We start from the raw sequence: 16,115 nt of genomic DNA on the forward strand, positions 1-16,115 counted from the left end.
GGTGAACGCTTAGCGGTAAATCCCGACGGACGGCGCATCGCCGACATAGCCAAAACCGCGATACATCCCCTCGCAGTTGAACGGCAGCGCGATATTGCCGTGGCGATCGACGGCGATCATGCCGCCGCTGCCACCGAGGGCCGGCAGCTTCTCCATCACCACCCGATCGCTGGCCGCCTGCAGGCTCAGATCGCCGTATTCGATCAGGGCGGAGACGTCATAGGCCGCCACGCCGCGCATGAAGATTTCGCCGGTGCCGGTGCTGGAAACCGCCACGGTGGCATTGTTGGCATAGCAGCCGGCGCCGATAATCGGCGTGTCGCCTACCCGCCCGGCCTGCTTGTTGGTCATGCCGCCGGTCGAAGTGGCGGCGGCGAGGTTGCCCAGCGCATCCAGCGCCACCGCGCCGACGGTGCCGAATTTGCGATCGGGATCGAGCGGATCGCCGGCCTGCGCCGCGCCGTCGTGATCGAGCAATACCCGGCCCTGCTCCGCCTGGGCGCGGTGCAGCTGATCGAAACGTTCTTGGGTAAAGAAGAAGTCAGGGGTAACCATTTCCAGGCCGTGGGCGGCGGCAAACTTCTCGGCGCCTTCGGCGGCAAACAGCACGTGTTCGCTGTTTTCCAGCACCGCGCGCGCCGCCAGCACCGGGTTGCGGATGCGGCTGACGCCGGCGACGGCGCCGGCATCGCAGGTGCGGCCGTCCATCACGCAGGCGTCCAGTTCGTGAGTGCCCTGATGGGTAAACACCGAGCCTTTGCCGGCGTTGAACAGCGGGCACTCTTCGAGCAGCCGCACCGCTTCGGTCACCGCGTCCAGCGCGCTGCCGCCCTGCGCCAGTATCGCCTGCCCGGCGGTCACGATCTCGGACAGCGCCTGGATATACTGCCGTTCTTTTTCCGCACTCAGCGCCGCCCGGGTAATTGCGCCCGCGCCGCCATGAATGGCAATCACTGGTTTGCTCATTTGCCTGACACCCTGTGTTAATCCCGCCGTTGCGCAGCGAATAAGCTGAGCGCGGTATCATTATTATTCAGTCTTTTTCGACTCTATTTAGTCCTACAGTGGAAGTACAGCATAACGTCCACGTCCCGCTTTTAGCGTAGTCCGCTTAGACCGTTTCGCACCTTGAAATAGCTTATTGGAATAAAAACAGCAGGTTATAAAAAGCCGTAAACCGCCGATCGTACGGCCGAGATTATTGGTAATTCCGCGTGCGGAAATAGCGGCATGGCGTAAGGAAATAAACGTTCGCGCTGAATAACGCTTATTGCGGCGCCCGGCCTGCTGTTTTTTCCCCGGCCGGGCGCAGATGATCCGAGATTAAAAACCCGATCCGGGCTGCTGTAAAAAAGCCTCTTCTTCCGGCGTGCTGGTGCGCCCCAATATCGCATTGCGATGCGGGTAGCGGCCGAAACGATCGATGATCGCCTTGTGCCGAAGCTCGAACTCCAGCTGGTCGCCGTTATTGAGCTCGGTGTACAGCACCAGCGCCTGCTGGTGGATCAGCGGCGATTCCGAATGCATGAACGGCAGATAAAGGAAACCGCGCTGCTCGCGGCTCAGCCGTTCGCACTCGCCGCTGCGGATCGCCTCCTGCGCCAGGATCAGCGCCATGCCGTCGCAGGCGAACGACTGCGGCGTGCCGCGGAACAGGTTGCGGCTGAACTGATCGAGCACGATCACCTCCGCCAGGCGCCCCTCGATGGTGTCGCGCCAGTGCGCCAATTCCCCCGCCGCCGCCGCGCGCCAGATTTCGCCGAAACGACTGTGCAGCAGACGATCGAAATCGTCGTCCTTTTTGAACCACATGATCGGTTCGATCTCGTCGAACCAGAAGTCGATAACCTGTTTATGCATCATGATTCTCCTCTGTTTTACGCAGTTTATACCCGATCGCCCCAGCACCGCAGTGCGAAAGATGGCGGGCATAACCCGTTCTCCCCCCCGGCGTTCTCTGCCATAATACCCGCACTTTGTCGCTATTTTAGCGCCCCCCTGATTACGGAGTTCCCTTTATGGATCATTGCCATACTTCCGATCTCATTTCCCTGGAGCAAGCGCTGGAAAAAATGCTCGGGCAGATCGCCCCACTGCAGCAGACCGAATCCGTCGCCCTGACCGCCGCCGCCGGCCGCATCACCGCCGCGCCGGTGGTCTCGCCGCTCGACGTGCCGCCGTTCGCCAACTCGGCGATGGACGGCTATGCGCTGCGCCTCGCCGATCTGGCGGCCAATGCGCCGCTGCCGGTCGCCGGTAAGGCCTTCGCCGGTGCGCCGTTCGACGGCCAATGGCCGACCAACAGCTGCGTGCGCATCATGACCGGCGCGCCGATCCCGGCCGGGGCGGACGCGGTAGTGATGCAGGAGCAGGCCGAGGTGAGCGACCAGGGCGTGCGTTTTTCCGCGCCGGTTGAAGCCGGCCAGAATATCCGTCTGGCGGGTGAAGACATTCGCCGCGGCGCGAGCGTGTTGCCGGCCGGCGTGAAGCTGGGCGCCGCGCAGCTGCCGCTGCTGGCTTCGCTTGGCGTCGCCGAGGTGCAGGTGATGCGTAAGCTGAAGGTGGCGGTGTTCTCCACCGGCGACGAACTGCAGCCGGTCGGCCAGCCGCTGCAGGCGGGCCAAATCTACGACACCAACCGCTTCGCGGTGCGCCTGATGCTGGAACAGCTGGGCTGCGAGGTGCTCGATCTCGGCATTATCCGCGACGATCGCGATGCGCTGCGCGCCGCTTTCGAACGGGCAGACAGCCAGGCCGACGTGGTCATCAGCAGCGGCGGCGTTTCGGTCGGCGAGGCCGACTACACCAAACAAATGCTCGACGAACTGGGCCAGGTCAGCTTCTGGAAGCTGGCGATCAAACCCGGCAAACCCTTCGCCTTCGGCAAACTGGGCCACGCCTGGTTCTGCGGCCTGCCGGGCAACCCGGTTTCCGCCGCCCTGACCTTCTACCAACTGGTGCAACCGCTGCTGGCGAAGCTGGCCGGCCACAGCGACTGGCGCCTGCCGCCGCGCCTGCGCGCACGGGCGCTGACCCCGTTGAAGAAATCGCCGGGCCGCCTCGATTTCCAGCGCGGCGTGTTCAGCAGCAACGCCGCGGGCGAACTGGAGGTCAGCACCACCGGCCACCAGGGCTCGCACGTCTTCAGCTCTTACAGCCAGGGCAACTGCTTCATCGTGCTGGAGCGCGAACGCGGTTCGGTGGCGGTAGGCGAAACGGTGGAGATCGAGCCGTTCAACGCCCTGCTGAGGAGCTGAGCATGCTGCCGGAATTGACCGACGCCGAAGCGCTGCGCTACAACCGCCAGATCGTGCTGCGCGGCTTTGACTTCGACGGCCAGGAGAAGCTGAAGGCAGCCCGCGTGCTGATCGCCGGGCTGGGCGGGCTGGGCTGCGCCGCCGCGCCATATCTGGCAGCGGCCGGCGTCGGCCATCTGGTGCTGGTGGATTTCGACACCGTCTCGCTCTCCAACCTGCAGCGCCAGATCCTGCACCGCGACGATCGCATCGGCCAGAGCAAGGTCGCTTCCGCCAAGCGGGAACTGAACGCCATCAACCCGCATATCCGCATCGACGCGATCGACTGCCGTTTGGAAGATGACGCGGTCGCGGCAGAGATCGCCGCCTGCGATCTGGTGCTGGACTGCACCGACAACGTGGCGGCGCGCGATGCCCTGAACCGCCTGTGCCACGCGCAGCAGAGGCCGCTGGTTTCCGGCGCGGCGATCCGCATGGAAGGCCAGCTCAGCGTGTTCACCTATCAGCCGGGCGAGCCCTGCTACCGCTGCCTGAGCCGGCTGTTCGGCGACAGCGCCCTCACCTGCGTCGAAGCGGGCGTGATGGCGCCGCTGGTCGGCACTATCGGCACCCTGCAGGCGATGGAGGCCATCAAGCTGCTGGCCGACTATGGTCAGCCGCTGCGCGGCAAGCTGTTGATGTTCGATGCGATGAGCATGCAGTTCCGCGAGATGAAACTGCCGAAGGATCCGCACTGCGAGGTGTGCGGCGGGGAATGACGAATAAAAAAGGGCGGGATAATTCCCGCCCTGATGCGTTGCCGCGAGGGTTAGACGATGCCCTGGCTGCGCAGATAGTCTTCGTAGTTGCCGGTAAAGTCGATCACCTTGTTCGGAGTGATTTCCAGAATGCGCGTCGCCAGCGAGCTGACGAACTCACGGTCGTGGGAGACGAAGATCAGCGTGCCTTCGTACATCTCCAGCGCCATGTTCAGCGATTCAATGGATTCCATATCCAGGTGGTTGGTCGGTTCGTCCATCACCAGAATATTCGGGCGCTGCATCATCAGCTTGCCGAACAACATGCGGCCCTTCTCACCGCCGGACAGCACCTTCACTTTCTTCTTGATGTCGTCCTGGCTGAACAGTAAACGGCCCAGCACGCTGCGCACCGCCTGCTCGTCGTCTTTTTCCTGCTTCCACTGGCTCATCCAGTCGAACACGGTCAGGGTATCGTCGAACTCGTATTCGTGATCCTGCGCGTAGTAACCGATACGGGCGTTTTCCGACCACTTCACGGTGCCGGTGTCCGGCTGCGCGTCGCCCACCAGCGTTTTCAACAGGGTGGTTTTACCGATGCCGTTGGCGCCCAGCACCGCAACCTTCTCACCCACTTCCACCATCAGGTTCAGCTTGCTGAACAGCGGGCCGTTGTCGAAGCCCTTGGTGAGCGCTTCCACTTCCAGCGCGTTACGGAACAGCTTCTTGTCCTGATCGAAACGGATGAACGGGTTCTGGCGGCTGGAGGCCTTCACTTCTTCCAGCTGGATCTTGTCGATCTGGCGGGCACGCGAGGTGGCCTGCTTGGATTTGGAGGCGTTGGCGCTGAAACGGCTGACGAACGATTGCAGCTCGTTGATCTGCGCCTTCTTCTTGGCGTTGTCGGCCAGCAGACGTTCACGCGCCTGGGTGGCGGCGGTCATGTATTCGTCGTAGTTGCCCGGATAAACGCGCAGTTCGCCGTAATCCAGATCCGCCATGTGGGTGCAGACCATGTTCAGGAAGTGACGGTCGTGCGAGATGATGATCATGGTGCTGTTGCGTTCGTTCAGCACCTGCTCCAGCCAGCGAATGGTATCGATGTCCAGGTTGTTGGTCGGTTCGTCGAGCAGCAGGATTTCCGGATCGGAGAACAGCGCCTGCGCCAGCAACACGCGCAGCTTCCAGCCCGGCGCGATTTCGCTCATCGGGCCATAGTGCTGTTCCACCGGAATGCCGACGCCAAGCAGCAGTTCGCCGGCGCGCGCTTCGGCGGTGTAACCGTCCATCTCGCCGTAGGCGACTTCCAGATCGGCCACTTTATAGCCGTCTTCTTCGCTCATCTCCGCCATGGCGTAGATGCGGTCGCGCTCTTCCTTCACCGCCCACAGCTCGGTGTGGCCCATGATCACGGTGTCCAGCACGCTGTACTGTTCGAAGGCGAACTGATCCTGACGCAGTTTACCCAGGCGCTCGTTCGGATCGAGGAACACGTTGCCGCCGGTCGGCGCCAAATCGCCGCCGAGGATTTTCATAAAGGTGGACTTGCCGCAGCCGTTGGCGCCGATCAGGCCATAACGGTTGCCGCCGCCGAATTTAACAGAGATGTTTTCAAACAACGGCTTGCTGCCGAACTGCATGGTGATGTTGTTGGTGCTTAACACAGCGCTCGCTCTTTATACATAGGGAATGTGATTTGGCGCGCATTATGCCACAACGGGGTTAAGAGATCGCGGGAAGTTTTGGTGACATTTTGAGCGGTGACGACGAATGAGTCATAGTTGGGTTGAATAACACCGATAAAATTCACGGCGAGATTTCACGCAGCAAGCCGTACAATATTTGAAACCAATTCGCCAAATATATTAATTAAACTTAAAAATGACATTTATTCTCCCCAGAACCGCCCCAGGCACGAATAAATCGTATCTGTTCACCTTATGAAAATCATTAATACAGCCAACACGTCTCTATTTAATTCTAGTTTTTTCCGACTATCGCCACACATTCTGCTATACGCGACATTTTGTGACCGCCTTCTTAATTACCAAGGTTTTTTAGAGGATTAATGCGTTACAGCTCACTAAATCGACATGGCACATTCGTTCCAGCTGAAGAAAAAATCAAATAAAAACAATTAAATACAGAAAGATGTGAAAATCAAACCACCGTTATCCCGCTAACTACTCTCATATTGCATATGATTGTACATACAAGTATATGTAAACGTGACGTTGCCGTTTTGTTGGCGTTTCGGGGCTCGGTTATCGCCGCCCCGGATAACGCCACCCCGGCCAGAAAATAATAACAACACACCGTCCACCTATCGCGAGAGACAACGATGAACACTGCTGAAAACGCATTGCCCAAAAGCCAAACGGCGCAGAAGGGCGCGGTAAATTACAAAGTCATTGTCGGCGCCAGCCTGGGCAACGGCCTGGAGATTTTCGACTTCACCGTCTACAGCTTCTTTGCCGCCATTATCGGCAAACTCTATTTTCCCAGCGACAGCGCCTACGGCTCCTTGTTGATGTCGGTGGCGGTGTTCGGCGTCGGCTTTATCATGCGCCCGCTGGGCAGCATGGTGCTGGGTGCCTATGCCGATCGGGTCGGCCGCAAGGCCGCCATGCTGATGACCATCGTGCTGATGGGCGTCGGCACCGCGCTGATCGCCTTCGCGCCCACCCATGCGCAAATCGGCGTTCTGGCGCCGGTGCTGATCGTGGTTGGCCGCCTGATTCAGGGGTTTGCCGCCGGCGGTGAAGTGGGCTCGGCCACCACGCTGCTGCTGGAGTCGGCAGGGGCCAACCAACGCGGCTTCTTCGTCAGCTGGCAGGCGATAAGCCAGGGCATCAGCGCCCTGCTTGGCGCCTCTTTAGGCCTGGCGCTCACCTATTTTCTGCCGGAGCAGGCACTGTATGCCTGGGGCTGGCGCGTGCCGTTCATCATCGGTTTGTTGATCATTCCCGTCGGCATCTATATTCGCAAACATCTGGAAGAGACCTACAGTGGAGAGGCGCCGGCTCACGCGCGGCCGCCGCTGAATCCGGTATGGGATCTGGTGAGCAATCATGCCAAAGATCTGTTGCTGGGCGTATTGATCATCATGTCCGGCACCGTGATGGTCTACGTGGTGCTGCTGTATATGCCGACCTACATGATGCAGACCTATCACATCGCCGGCCCGACCGCCTACCTGTTCAGCTGTATTGCCTCTGTGGTACAGATCATCGCCGTCTATTGCGCAGGCCGTTACGTCGATCGGGTGCAGAACTACAAAAGGCCGCTGCTGTTCTCAATCTTTGCAGCACTGATCCTGATTTACCCGACCTTCTGGTTCCTCAGCGCCACGCAAACCCTGTGGCTGGCGATCGTTTTCCGCATCCTGCTGATCGGCGCGCTGGGCATCAACATGCTGGCCAGCACTATGCTGATCGTCTCGGCGCTGCCGCGCCACGTGCGCGCCACCGGCACCTCGATGATCTACGCCTTTGGCGTGACGCTGTTCGGCGGATCGGCGCAGTTGGTCGTCACCTGGCTGCTGGACGTCAGCGGCAATCCGATGGCGCCGGCGTGGTACGTCACCGGCATGTTGACCGTCAGCCTGATCGCCACTCTGCTGTTCCGGGAGCGTCATAAAGAATAGCGCCTGCTGCCGAGCCGTGCGGCTATCGGCTGCCCGGCGCCGGCGTAATGCCCTGTTCCTGCAAGAGGGCAATAAACGCCTGCGCGGCGGCGCTGCGGTAAGCGCCTTTGCGCTGCAGCCATACCGCCTGCCGCACCGGCATGGCGTTGGCCAAAGCCACTTTTTTCAACTGCCGGTTCTCGCGCGCAATGGCGGCCGGCAGCAGCGTGGCGAGCTGCCCGCGCCGCACGATCTCGACGATGGCGCCTAGCGCATTGGCCTCCACCGCCACCTGCGGCCGGAAACCCAGCTGCGTGCAGTAGCGATCGATAAACTGACGCGTGGCAAAGTCGCCGCTCAGCAAGGCCAGCGGCAGATGTTGCCACTCCGCCAGCGTCAGCGGCCGGCGATGAGATGCCAAGGGATGATCGGTGCCGACCATCAGCTCCAGCGACTCATTGAACAACGGCGCCGCTTCCACCTCCGCCGACTGCGCCATCTCGAAGGCAATGCCCAGATCCAGCCTATCCTGCGCCAGCAGCGCCTCCATTCGCTCTTGCGCCATCTCTTCAATGCTCAGCGTAATCCCCGGATAGCGGCGGTAGAAGGCATCGACCGCCGGCCCCACCAGATAGGCGGTGAACGTGGGGGTCATCGCCAGCCGCAAATGGCCGCGCGCCAGCGTCGCCACGTCATGGATCGCCCGCGCGCCGGCATCCAGATCCTGCAGCGCCAAGCGCGCATAGCGCATCCACGCCTCACCGGCGTCGGTCAGGCGCACGGCTCTGCCGCTGCGATCGAACAGCGGCGCTCCCAATGTGTCTTCCAGCTGCTTGATCTGTTGCGACAGCGTCGGTTGCGACACGTGCAGCGCTTCGGCGGCGCGGGTGAAGTTGCCCTGTTCGGCAACGGCCAGAAAATAACGGATGTGTCGCAGCAGCATAACGCCCCAGCTATTAGTAAAACCTATAGCTGGCATTATAAATGGGTCTTAGACCCTATAGCCAGAAGCGTTCATCATGCCGCCATCGCATAACGACACCCAATGGAGAAACGGATGAAAGAGGTGATTGAAGGCTTCCTGAAGTTCCAGCGCGAAGCCTTTGTTGAACGCACGGCGCTGTTTCAGCAGTTGGCGACCCGCCAAAACCCGCGCACCCTGTTTATCTCATGTTCCGACAGCCGCCTGGTGCCGGAGCTGGTCACCCAGCGCGAGCCGGGCGATCTGTTCGTGATCCGCAATGCCGGCAACATCGTGCCTTCTTTCGGCCCCGAACCCGGCGGGGTTACCGCCTCGGTCGAGTACGCCGTCGCCGCGCTGGGCGTGGAAGATATCGTGATCTGCGGCCATTCCGACTGCGGCGCAATGACCGCCATCGCCACCTGCCAGTGTCTGGATCACCTGCCCACGGTCGCCGGCTGGCTGCGTTACGCCGATTCCGCGAAGGCGGTCAATCAGGCTTATCCGCACGCTTCCAAAGAGGCGCGGGTCGCATCGATGGTGCGCGAAAACGTCATCGCCCAGCTCAACAACATCAAAACGCACCCTTCCGTCGCCCTGGCGCTGGATCAGGGACGCCTGACGCTGCACGGTTGGGTCTATGACATCGCCAGCGGCGCTATCGACGCGCTGGACGGCGAAACCCGCCGCTTCGTGCCGCTCGCCACCCATCCCGAGGTGACCGCCACTCCGGCGATCGCCCGTTTTTAAGCCAACAAAAGGAGCTAACATGACACACTCTCTGCACAACGCCGCCCCGCGCGCAGCGCTCACCGACATCATCATGGCCGCCAAGATCCGCCATAACCTGACTTTCGACGCGCTGGCGGAGGGCACCGGACTCAGCCTGGCGTTCGTCACCGCCGCGCTGCTGGGGCAGCATGCGCTGCCGGAACAAGCGGCACGCACCGTGGCGGCCAAGCTCGGGCTGGACGAAGAGGCGGTACAGCTGCTGCAAACCATCCCGCTACGCGGCAGCATTCCCGGCGGCGTGCCGACCGATCCGACCATTTATCGCTTCTATGAAATGCTGCAGGTTTACGGCTCCACGCTGAAAGCGCTGGTGCACGAGCAGTTCGGCGACGGCATCATCAGCGCCATCAACTTCAAGCTGGATATCAAGAAGGTCGCCGATCCGGAAGGCGGCGAACGCGCGGTGATCACCCTGGACGGCAAATACCTGCCGACCAAGCCTTTCTAATCTACTTCTGCGCCATCGCCTTCCAGGGCGAGCTGCCGTGTGCGGAAGTCGCCTTCCACAACGCGTTTAACGCCGAAGCCTAACCCTATTGCCGGCGCCGTCATGGCGCCGGTTTTCAGTCCTGTTCGCCATAACGCAAGACTGTCATTCCTTCCTCTTCCGCCGGGGGAACAAAGTACTGTGCCAGGCGCTCAAACTCCGCTTCGCTCAGTGTAAACGGGTGCTCGCCGCGCGCGTTTCTCAGCGTTATCCGGCTCAGGCACTGCGCATGGCTGGCGTCGAGAAAATGCAGACAGTGCGCAACGCCGGCCTCCTCCGCCAACGCTTTGGCCCAGCGCCGCCTGTCCGGCGTATTCATCGGGAAATCGAGCGCCACGGACCAGCCGCCGCGCAGCAGCTGAACGAGGTGCCCGCCCAGCGCCCGCCGCAACCGGTCGGAACAGCGCGCATAGTCTTGCAGGCTGGTCATCTCCTGTTCATACAGCGTCGCCAGCCACGCATCTTCGACCAGCAACAGCGTTTGCGGTTGCTGCGCCAAACGCTGCGCCAGCGTCGATTTGCCTGCGCCGGCCTTGCCGCACATCAGGTGTAAAACTGCAGGGTAGGTTTTCATGACGCTCTCCGGTCGTTGCCGGAAGGGGATAAAAAACCCGCCTGCCGGCGGGTTTTTATTGGCGACACACGCGCTATCCCACCCTTTGGAGAAGGGTGATAATAATTTGCGCGAATGGGCGGTAGGATTTTTTCATAGCTAATGAATATGACAATCGTGCGCCGTTGTCAATTCGCCGTCATCAATCCCTGTTCTCGCACAAATTCGGTGAATAAACTCACTTTCTGCTGCACATGCCGGCGCGTCGGGTAAACCGCGAAAACCTGATGCACGTCGGCAATCTGTTCAGGGAACAGCCGCACCAGCCTGCCGGCGGCGATTTCGGGATCCGCCACGAACGACGGGAGCGAACCGATGCCCAGTCCCGCCACCAGCATATCCCGCAGCATCAGGCTGTTGTTGGCGATCAACCGGGGAGTGAACGTCACGCTCAGGCTCTCCTCGCCGGCGGTGAACTGCCACTGCCCCGGCCTTTCCGCCAGGGAATAGGCCAGACAGCTGTGTCGCTGCAATTCATTCGGCGTTTGCGGCACGCCGTGCTGCGCCAAATAGCCGGGCGCGGCGCAAATTCGCTGGTGCACTTCACCCAGCGCCCGGGCGCTGAGGGAAGAATCCGGCAGCCGTCGGCGAATGCGCAAGGAAATATCGAAACCGGCCGCCACCACGTCCAATACCCTGTCGTCCAACGTCAGCTCCACCTGCAGCTGCGGGTAACGTTGCATAAACGGCGGCAGCAGTGGCGACAACACCGTCAGGCCGAACGAAAGCGGCGCATTGACCCGCAGCGTGCCGGAGACCTGCTGCGCGCTGGCGGCAACCGTCTGCTCCAGCGCGTCGAACTCGCCGAGCAACCGACAGGCTTCCTGGTAATAGAGCTGCCCGGCTTCGGTCAGGCTCATGCTACGGGTAGTGCGCACCAGCAACAGCGTCCCCAACCGGTTTTCCAACTGCTTAATCTGCTTGCTCAACGCCGCCGGCGTGATCGCCAGATCCTCCGCCGCCTTATAAAAACTGTTGCGCTCAACCACGCGACGAAAGGCGCGCATCGTCAGTAGCACGTCCATATTATGTCCTGATGGTTAATTATAAATTCAATAAAACACAGATTATTAACTTCAACAACCTCAGTAGACTTTATTCAACCGCCTCCCTGAGTGAGAGGTGAATTTAATCTACTGATAATCATGGAGTTAATAATGAAAAAGACCCTGTTCGCCCTGATGCTCGGCCTGAGCGCCGCCGCCGCCCCCGTCGCCGCGCTGGCGCAATCCCCCGCCGCCGACAGCCGCCAGGCGGGTTATGTGCAGCCGCTGACCGCCGAGAACAGCCTGTTGCTGTTGGTCGATCTGCAGGACATGTTCGGCATGACCATTTCCTCTATCGATCAAACCAACCTGGTCAACAACGCCACCGGCATCGCCAAGGCCGCCAAGGTGTTCAACGTGCCGACCATTCTGGCCTCGGCCAACGCCAAAAGCTTCGCCGGGCCGGTATTCCAGCCGGTGACGCAGGCACGCCCGGACCTGCAGGTGTACGATCGCACCGCCATCAACGTCTGGCAGGACCGGCGCGTGGTGGATCTGATCAAACAATCCGGCCGCAAGAAAATCATCATCGGCGGGCTGTGGACCGCCAGCTGCGTGATGCTGCCGGCGCTGTCCGCCCTGGGCGAGGGTTATGAGGTTTATATCCTGTCGGACGTCACCGGCGACATTACGCCAGACAGCCAAAACAACGCCATGCAGCGTTTGGTACAGGCGGGCGCCACGCCCATCAACTGGGTGGCGTTGATGCTGGAATGGCAGCAGGACTGGAGCCGCAAAGCCACGGCGGGAGGCGTATTGCAGATCGCCCGCGACCACGGCGCCGCCTGGGGGATGGGCGCCAGCTACGCCGGGGCAATGAAGGTGGGCAGCGAAGCGAAATAACGGACGAAAGCCCGCCGCCGGCGGGCTTTCTTCAGGTGCGGTGATAACAACGGCTATCTTGCGGCGCCTGTTCGCGTCTCTCCAACCCGTAGTCCCGCACCACCTCCGCCACCCGCAGCCGATACTGCGCCAGCACCTCGCCACGGCCGCGCGCCTGCGCCGCCCGGTGCTGCTCGAGATTGCGCCACTGCTGCACCGCCGCCTCGTCGCGCCAGAAGGAGAGCGACAGCAGGCGCGCAGGATCGGCCAGGCTTTGAAAGCGCTCGATGGAGATGAATCCGTCGATCTGCGCCAGCAGCGGCTTCAGCTCCGCCGCCAACGCCAGATAGGTATCGCGCTGCCCGTCGGCGGCCTGCAGTTCAAAAATCACGGCGATCATTATCGTCTCCTCTCAACGGTAAAACTCAGGTACGCGCGCATTGTAGGAATGGCGCCACCGCACCGATTCCAACGCCCGCTCATCAATATCCAGCGAACACAGACGCACAGCACCAGAATGCGACAGCCACAGGTTAACAATGGACGCGCAGTCATACTTCGTCTAACCTCGAAGTATGCATAACATCGACCTAGAAGATCGTTTGGCGGCGCTGAGCGCCGCCATCGCCGACCGCACCCGGGCGCGCATGCTGTGCCTGTTGATGGATGGGCGCGCCTACACCGCCACCGAGCTCAGCACGGCGGTCGAGGTTGCCCCGTCCACCGCCAGCTCACATCTGGCGAAACTGCTGGAGCAGCGGCTGATCGCCTGCGTCAAACAGGGGCGCTACCGCTATTTTCGGCTGGCCGGTCAGCCGGTGGCCGAAGCGCTGGAAGGCCTGATGGCGCTGGCGGGCGTGCCGCGCACGTCGGTGAAAAGCAGCACGCCCACCACGCTGCAATATGCCCGCACCTGCTACGACCATATGGCGGGCGAGGTGGCGGTGAAACTGCACGATCGGCTGCATGCGCTGAACTGGCTGAGCGGTGAGGAAGACTACCGGTTAAGCGACGCCGGTCAGGCCGCGCTGGCGCGGCTGGGCGTCGATTGCTCCCCCGCCCCCACCCGCCGCCGCTTCGCCTGCGGCTGCCTGGACTGGAGCGAACGCCGCTCTCACCTCGGCGGCGCGCTGGGCGCCGCGCTGTTGGCCGCCTTTATCCACCGCGGCTGGATCGTCCGTCGGCTCGACAGCCGCGAGTTGCAGCTGACCCCTGCCGGTAAAAAAGCGCTGGCAGCACATTTTGAACTCACGGTGTAACCCGGCGGCGGGGTAGTTTTACTGCAATACTCAAGGGGTACGCTTAGGCCACCCCGCCAACCCGAGGAGTTTCCATGCTCGATTCAACCCAATTCCCGATCGTCAAACGCTGGCCGGCTCAGCATCCTGAAAGGCTGCAGCTCTATTCCCTGCCGACGCCGAACGGCGTCAAAGTGTCCATCATGCTGGAAGAGATCGGCCTGCCCTATGAGGCGCACCTGATCGACATCGGCAACAACGAAACCTGGACGCCGGAATTCCTGGCGCTGAACCCGAACGGCAAGATCCCGGCGATCATCGATCCCGACGGCCCCGGCGGCCGGCCGCTGCCGCTGTTCGAATCCGGCGCCATTCTGCTCTACCTGGCGGAAAAGAGCGGCCGTTTCCTGCCGCAGGATCCGGCGCAGCGTTACGAAACCATTCAGTGGGTGTTCTTCCAGATGGCCGCCGTCGGCCCGATGTTCGGCCAGCTCGGTTTCTTCCACAAATTCGCCGGGCGCGAGTATGAAGATAAGCGGCCGCTGGAGCGCTACAAAAACGAATCGAAACGCTTGCTCGGCGTGCTGGAAACGCGCCTGGAAGGCCGCGACTGGATCATGGGCGCGGACTACACCATCGCCGATATCTCGCTGCTGGGCTGGGTGCGCAACCTGATCGGCTTCTATGAGGCGCGCGAACTGGTAGAGTTCGACAGTTTCCCCCGCGTCGCGCAGTGGCTGGAGCGCGGTCTGGCGCGGCCGGCGGTGCAGCGTGGGCTCACTATACCGGCGCGCGCGGCCTGATCGTCAAACGGGATGGCCGCCGGGCCGTCCCGCATTCCGCTGTCATAAAATTGTCATCCCTCTGCTCTACTCTCCTTACGTAACAATTTGATGTTATTTACATTGTTGTATTACGACAAGGAGCTTGCCCCATGCAACCTGCTGTATCCCTGATCGCCGGCGCCGTGCTGTCCGCCCTGCTCTGTTCCTCCGCCATCGCGGCGGAAACCTCGGCCAATGCCGATGGCCTGACCGAACGCGCCGCGCGCGGCACCCTCACCGAACCGGGCGGCGCCCGTCGTCTGGCCGGCGATCAGACCGCCGCGCTGAAGGCGTCGCTGTCGGACAAAACGGTGAAAAACGTGATCCTGCTGATTGGCGACGGCATGGGGGATTCCGAGATCACCGCCGCGCGTAACTATGCCGAGGGCGCAGGCGGTTACTTCAAGGGCATCGACGCCCTGCCGCTGACCGGGCAATACACCCACTACTCGCTGGACAAGAAAACCCACAAACCGGATTACGTGACCGACTCCGCCGCTTCCGCCACCGCCTGGGCCACCGGGGTGAAAACCTATAACGGCGCGCTCGGCGTGGACGTGAACGGCAAAGACCAGCCGACGCTGCTGGAGATCGCCAAGGCGGCCGGCAAGGCCACCGGCAACGTCTCCACCGCCGAACTGCAGGACGCCACGCCGGCGGCGCTGGTGTCGCACGTTACCTCGCGCAAATGCTACGGCCCGGAGGAAACCAGCGAGAAATGCGCCGCTAACGCGCTGGAAAACGGCGGCCGCGGTTCCATCACCGAGCAGTTGCTGAAAACCCGTGCCGACGTCACGCTGGGCGGCGGCGCGAAATCCTTCAACCAACTGGCGAAAAGCGGCGAATGGCAAGGAAAATCGCTGAAAGATCAAGCGGCGGCGCAAGGTTATCAGTGGGTGAGCAACGCGGATGAACTGCAGGCCGTTACCCTGGCCAATCAGCAAAAACCGCTGCTGGGCCTGTTCGCCGACGGCAACATGCCGGTGCGCTGGCTGGGGCCGAAAGCCAGCTATCACGGCAACCTCGACAAGCCGGCGGTAACTTGCGAAAACAACCCGGCGCGCACCGCGGCCACGCCAACGCTGGCGGCGATGACCGAAAAAGCGATCGCGCTGCTGAAAGACAACCCGAACGGCTTTTTCCTGCAGGTAGAGGGCGCGTCGATCGATAAGCAGGATCACGCCGCCAACCCGTGCGGGCAGATTGGTGAGACCGTCGATCTGGACGAGGCGGTGCAAAAAGCGCTGGCCTTCGCCCGCGCCGACGGCAACACGCTGGTGATCGTCACCGCCGACCACGCGCACTCCAGCCAGATCGTCGCCGCCGACGCCAAAGCGCCGGGCCTGACCCAGACACTGACCACCAAAGACGGCGCGCCGATGACCCTCAGCTACGGCAACTCGGAAGAGGAATCGCAGGGGCACACCGGCACCCAGCTGCGCGTCGCGGCCTACGGCCCGCACGCCGCCAACGTGGTGGGGTTGACCGATCAGACCGATCTGTTCTTCACCATGCGCGATGCGATGGGCATCAAGTAACCGCCTTGTGAATCCTGGCCGCCCGCAACGGCGGCCGTTTATTATTGGTTACCGATGCGTATTTGCAATTTAACCGCAATTATTGTGTGATAACGAAATAACGTTTAATTACGCGACAATTAACCCCTGAAAATAACGCGGTTATATGGCCTTACTCCCCTCTCTGTTTATTCCT

The 16,115-nt window shown here is 61.5% G+C and carries 16 protein-coding genes; 9 read left to right on the plus strand and 7 right to left on the minus strand.

Annotation, left to right across the window (positions count from 1 at the left end; genetic code table 11):
- Nucleotides 1-9: 9 nt before the first annotated feature.
- Together ACF8MC_RS17700 and ACF8MC_RS17705 are read right to left on the minus strand one after the other, a co-directional pair.
- Nucleotides 10-966: an isoaspartyl peptidase/L-asparaginase family protein gene (locus ACF8MC_RS17700; protein WP_033654974.1), complete on the minus strand. Its 957-nt coding sequence runs from the start codon at nt 964-966 to the stop codon at nt 10-12.
- A gap of 357 nt (nt 967-1,323) precedes the next feature.
- Nucleotides 1,324-1,860, minus strand: coding sequence for a DUF924 family protein (locus tag ACF8MC_RS17705; protein ID WP_033646798.1), 537 nt, complete (start codon nt 1,858-1,860; stop codon nt 1,324-1,326).
- A gap of 158 nt (nt 1,861-2,018) precedes the next feature.
- Between ACF8MC_RS17705 and moeA the strand changes: the two genes are divergently transcribed.
- Nucleotides 2,019-3,257, plus strand: a complete 1,239-nt coding sequence (gene moeA / locus ACF8MC_RS17710; RefSeq protein ID WP_164104730.1) for a molybdopterin molybdotransferase MoeA — start codon at nt 2,019-2,021, stop codon at nt 3,255-3,257.
- A gap of 2 nt (nt 3,258-3,259) precedes the next feature.
- The gene (moeB, locus tag ACF8MC_RS17715; protein WP_039566848.1) at nt 3,260-4,015 is read left to right on the plus strand and encodes a molybdopterin-synthase adenylyltransferase MoeB; all 756 of its coding nucleotides are present in this window, start codon (nt 3,260-3,262) and stop codon (nt 4,013-4,015) included.
- Between the two features lie 50 nt (nt 4,016-4,065).
- Here moeB and ACF8MC_RS17720 read toward each other — a convergent pair whose 3' ends face one another.
- Nucleotides 4,066-5,658 carry an ABC-F family ATPase gene (locus ACF8MC_RS17720; RefSeq protein ID WP_049233478.1) on the minus strand — a complete coding sequence of 531 codons (1,593 nt, stop codon included), beginning with the start codon at nt 5,656-5,658 and terminating at the stop codon, nt 4,066-4,068.
- A 677-nt stretch (nt 5,659-6,335) separates the two neighbouring features.
- Here ACF8MC_RS17720 and ACF8MC_RS17725 point away from each other — a divergent pair.
- Nucleotides 6,336-7,640 (plus strand): MFS transporter, encoded by a 1,305-nt coding sequence (locus tag ACF8MC_RS17725; protein WP_047568534.1) that lies wholly within the window; start codon nt 6,336-6,338, stop codon nt 7,638-7,640.
- A 22-nt stretch (nt 7,641-7,662) separates the two neighbouring features.
- On the opposite strand, the gene cynR is transcribed toward ACF8MC_RS17725, so the two are convergent.
- Nucleotides 7,663-8,562 (minus strand): transcriptional regulator CynR, encoded by a 900-nt coding sequence (gene cynR, locus ACF8MC_RS17730; RefSeq protein ID WP_039566852.1) that lies wholly within the window; start codon nt 8,560-8,562, stop codon nt 7,663-7,665.
- Between the two features lie 114 nt (nt 8,563-8,676).
- On the opposite strand from cynR, the gene ACF8MC_RS17735 reads away from it, so the two are divergent.
- Nucleotides 8,677-9,330 (plus strand): carbonic anhydrase, encoded by a 654-nt coding sequence (locus tag ACF8MC_RS17735; RefSeq protein WP_043147014.1) that lies wholly within the window; start codon nt 8,677-8,679, stop codon nt 9,328-9,330.
- Between the two features lie 19 nt (nt 9,331-9,349).
- Nucleotides 9,350-9,820, plus strand: coding sequence for a cyanase (cynS, locus tag ACF8MC_RS17740; RefSeq protein ID WP_049196256.1), 471 nt, complete (start codon nt 9,350-9,352; stop codon nt 9,818-9,820).
- Nucleotides 9,821-9,935: 115 nt separating this feature from the next.
- Here the strand turns inward: cynS and ACF8MC_RS17745 are convergent, their stop codons facing one another.
- On the minus strand, nt 9,936-10,433 hold the full coding sequence (locus tag ACF8MC_RS17745; protein ID WP_049196257.1) for an ATP-binding protein: 498 nt from the start codon (nt 10,431-10,433) through the stop codon (nt 9,936-9,938).
- A 167-nt stretch (nt 10,434-10,600) separates the two neighbouring features.
- The gene (locus ACF8MC_RS17750) at nt 10,601-11,497 is read right to left on the minus strand and encodes a LysR family transcriptional regulator (RefSeq protein WP_033637701.1); all 897 of its coding nucleotides are present in this window, start codon (nt 11,495-11,497) and stop codon (nt 10,601-10,603) included.
- 132 nt (nt 11,498-11,629) lie between these two features.
- Here ACF8MC_RS17750 and ACF8MC_RS17755 point away from each other — a divergent pair, with 132 nt between their 5' ends.
- Nucleotides 11,630-12,361, plus strand: a complete 732-nt coding sequence (locus tag ACF8MC_RS17755; RefSeq protein WP_060429777.1) for an isochorismatase family protein — start codon at nt 11,630-11,632, stop codon at nt 12,359-12,361.
- 31 nt (nt 12,362-12,392) lie between these two features.
- Here ACF8MC_RS17755 and ACF8MC_RS17760 read toward each other — a convergent pair whose 3' ends face one another.
- Nucleotides 12,393-12,740 (minus strand): antibiotic biosynthesis monooxygenase, encoded by a 348-nt coding sequence (locus ACF8MC_RS17760; protein ID WP_033646818.1) that lies wholly within the window; start codon nt 12,738-12,740, stop codon nt 12,393-12,395.
- A 175-nt stretch (nt 12,741-12,915) separates the two neighbouring features.
- Between ACF8MC_RS17760 and ACF8MC_RS17765 the strand changes: the two genes are divergently transcribed.
- The 3 genes from ACF8MC_RS17765 (at nt 12,916) to phoA (ending at nt 15,940) form a co-directional block, all read left to right on the plus strand.
- Nucleotides 12,916-13,599 (plus strand): helix-turn-helix transcriptional regulator, encoded by a 684-nt coding sequence (locus ACF8MC_RS17765; RefSeq protein WP_041034160.1) that lies wholly within the window; start codon nt 12,916-12,918, stop codon nt 13,597-13,599.
- A gap of 74 nt (nt 13,600-13,673) precedes the next feature.
- Nucleotides 13,674-14,381, plus strand: coding sequence for a glutathione S-transferase N-terminal domain-containing protein (locus ACF8MC_RS17770; RefSeq protein ID WP_039566863.1), 708 nt, complete (start codon nt 13,674-13,676; stop codon nt 14,379-14,381).
- Nucleotides 14,382-14,512: 131 nt separating this feature from the next.
- Nucleotides 14,513-15,940, plus strand: coding sequence for an alkaline phosphatase (gene phoA, locus ACF8MC_RS17775; RefSeq protein ID WP_033646822.1), 1,428 nt, complete (start codon nt 14,513-14,515; stop codon nt 15,938-15,940).
- Nucleotides 15,941-16,115: the final 175 nt, after the last annotated feature.

The sequence above is a fragment of the Serratia sp. LACPHL-BACT-2024-00286 genome (assembly GCF_043109535.1).
Taxonomy (GTDB): domain Bacteria; phylum Pseudomonadota; class Gammaproteobacteria; order Enterobacterales; family Enterobacteriaceae; genus Serratia; species Serratia sarumanii.

Excerpts from the sequence above, each read along its gene's own strand:
- ACF8MC_RS17700 (WP_033654974.1), bottom strand. The coding sequence starts at position 966 with ATGAGCAAACCAGTGATTGCCATTCATGGCGGCGCGGGCGCAATTACC.
- ACF8MC_RS17705 (WP_033646798.1), bottom strand. The coding sequence starts at position 1,860 with ATGCATAAACAGGTTATCGACTTCTGGTTCGACGAGATCGAACCGATC.
- moeA (WP_164104730.1), top strand. The coding sequence starts at position 2,019 with ATGGATCATTGCCATACTTCCGATCTCATTTCCCTGGAGCAAGCGCTG.
- moeB (WP_039566848.1), top strand. The coding sequence starts at position 3,260 with ATGCTGCCGGAATTGACCGACGCCGAAGCGCTGCGCTACAACCGCCAG.
- ACF8MC_RS17725 (WP_047568534.1), top strand. The coding sequence starts at position 6,336 with ATGAACACTGCTGAAAACGCATTGCCCAAAAGCCAAACGGCGCAGAAG.
- cynR (WP_039566852.1), bottom strand. The coding sequence starts at position 8,562 with ATGCTGCTGCGACACATCCGTTATTTTCTGGCCGTTGCCGAACAGGGC.
- ACF8MC_RS17735 (WP_043147014.1), top strand. The coding sequence starts at position 8,677 with ATGAAAGAGGTGATTGAAGGCTTCCTGAAGTTCCAGCGCGAAGCCTTT.
- cynS (WP_049196256.1), top strand. The coding sequence starts at position 9,350 with ATGACACACTCTCTGCACAACGCCGCCCCGCGCGCAGCGCTCACCGAC.
- ACF8MC_RS17745 (WP_049196257.1), bottom strand. The coding sequence starts at position 10,433 with ATGAAAACCTACCCTGCAGTTTTACACCTGATGTGCGGCAAGGCCGGC.
- ACF8MC_RS17750 (WP_033637701.1), bottom strand. The coding sequence starts at position 11,497 with ATGGACGTGCTACTGACGATGCGCGCCTTTCGTCGCGTGGTTGAGCGC.
- ACF8MC_RS17755 (WP_060429777.1), top strand. The coding sequence starts at position 11,630 with ATGAAAAAGACCCTGTTCGCCCTGATGCTCGGCCTGAGCGCCGCCGCC.
- ACF8MC_RS17760 (WP_033646818.1), bottom strand. The coding sequence starts at position 12,740 with ATGATCGCCGTGATTTTTGAACTGCAGGCCGCCGACGGGCAGCGCGAT.
- ACF8MC_RS17765 (WP_041034160.1), top strand. The coding sequence starts at position 12,916 with ATGCATAACATCGACCTAGAAGATCGTTTGGCGGCGCTGAGCGCCGCC.
- ACF8MC_RS17770 (WP_039566863.1), top strand. The coding sequence starts at position 13,674 with ATGCTCGATTCAACCCAATTCCCGATCGTCAAACGCTGGCCGGCTCAG.
- phoA (WP_033646822.1), top strand. The coding sequence starts at position 14,513 with ATGCAACCTGCTGTATCCCTGATCGCCGGCGCCGTGCTGTCCGCCCTG.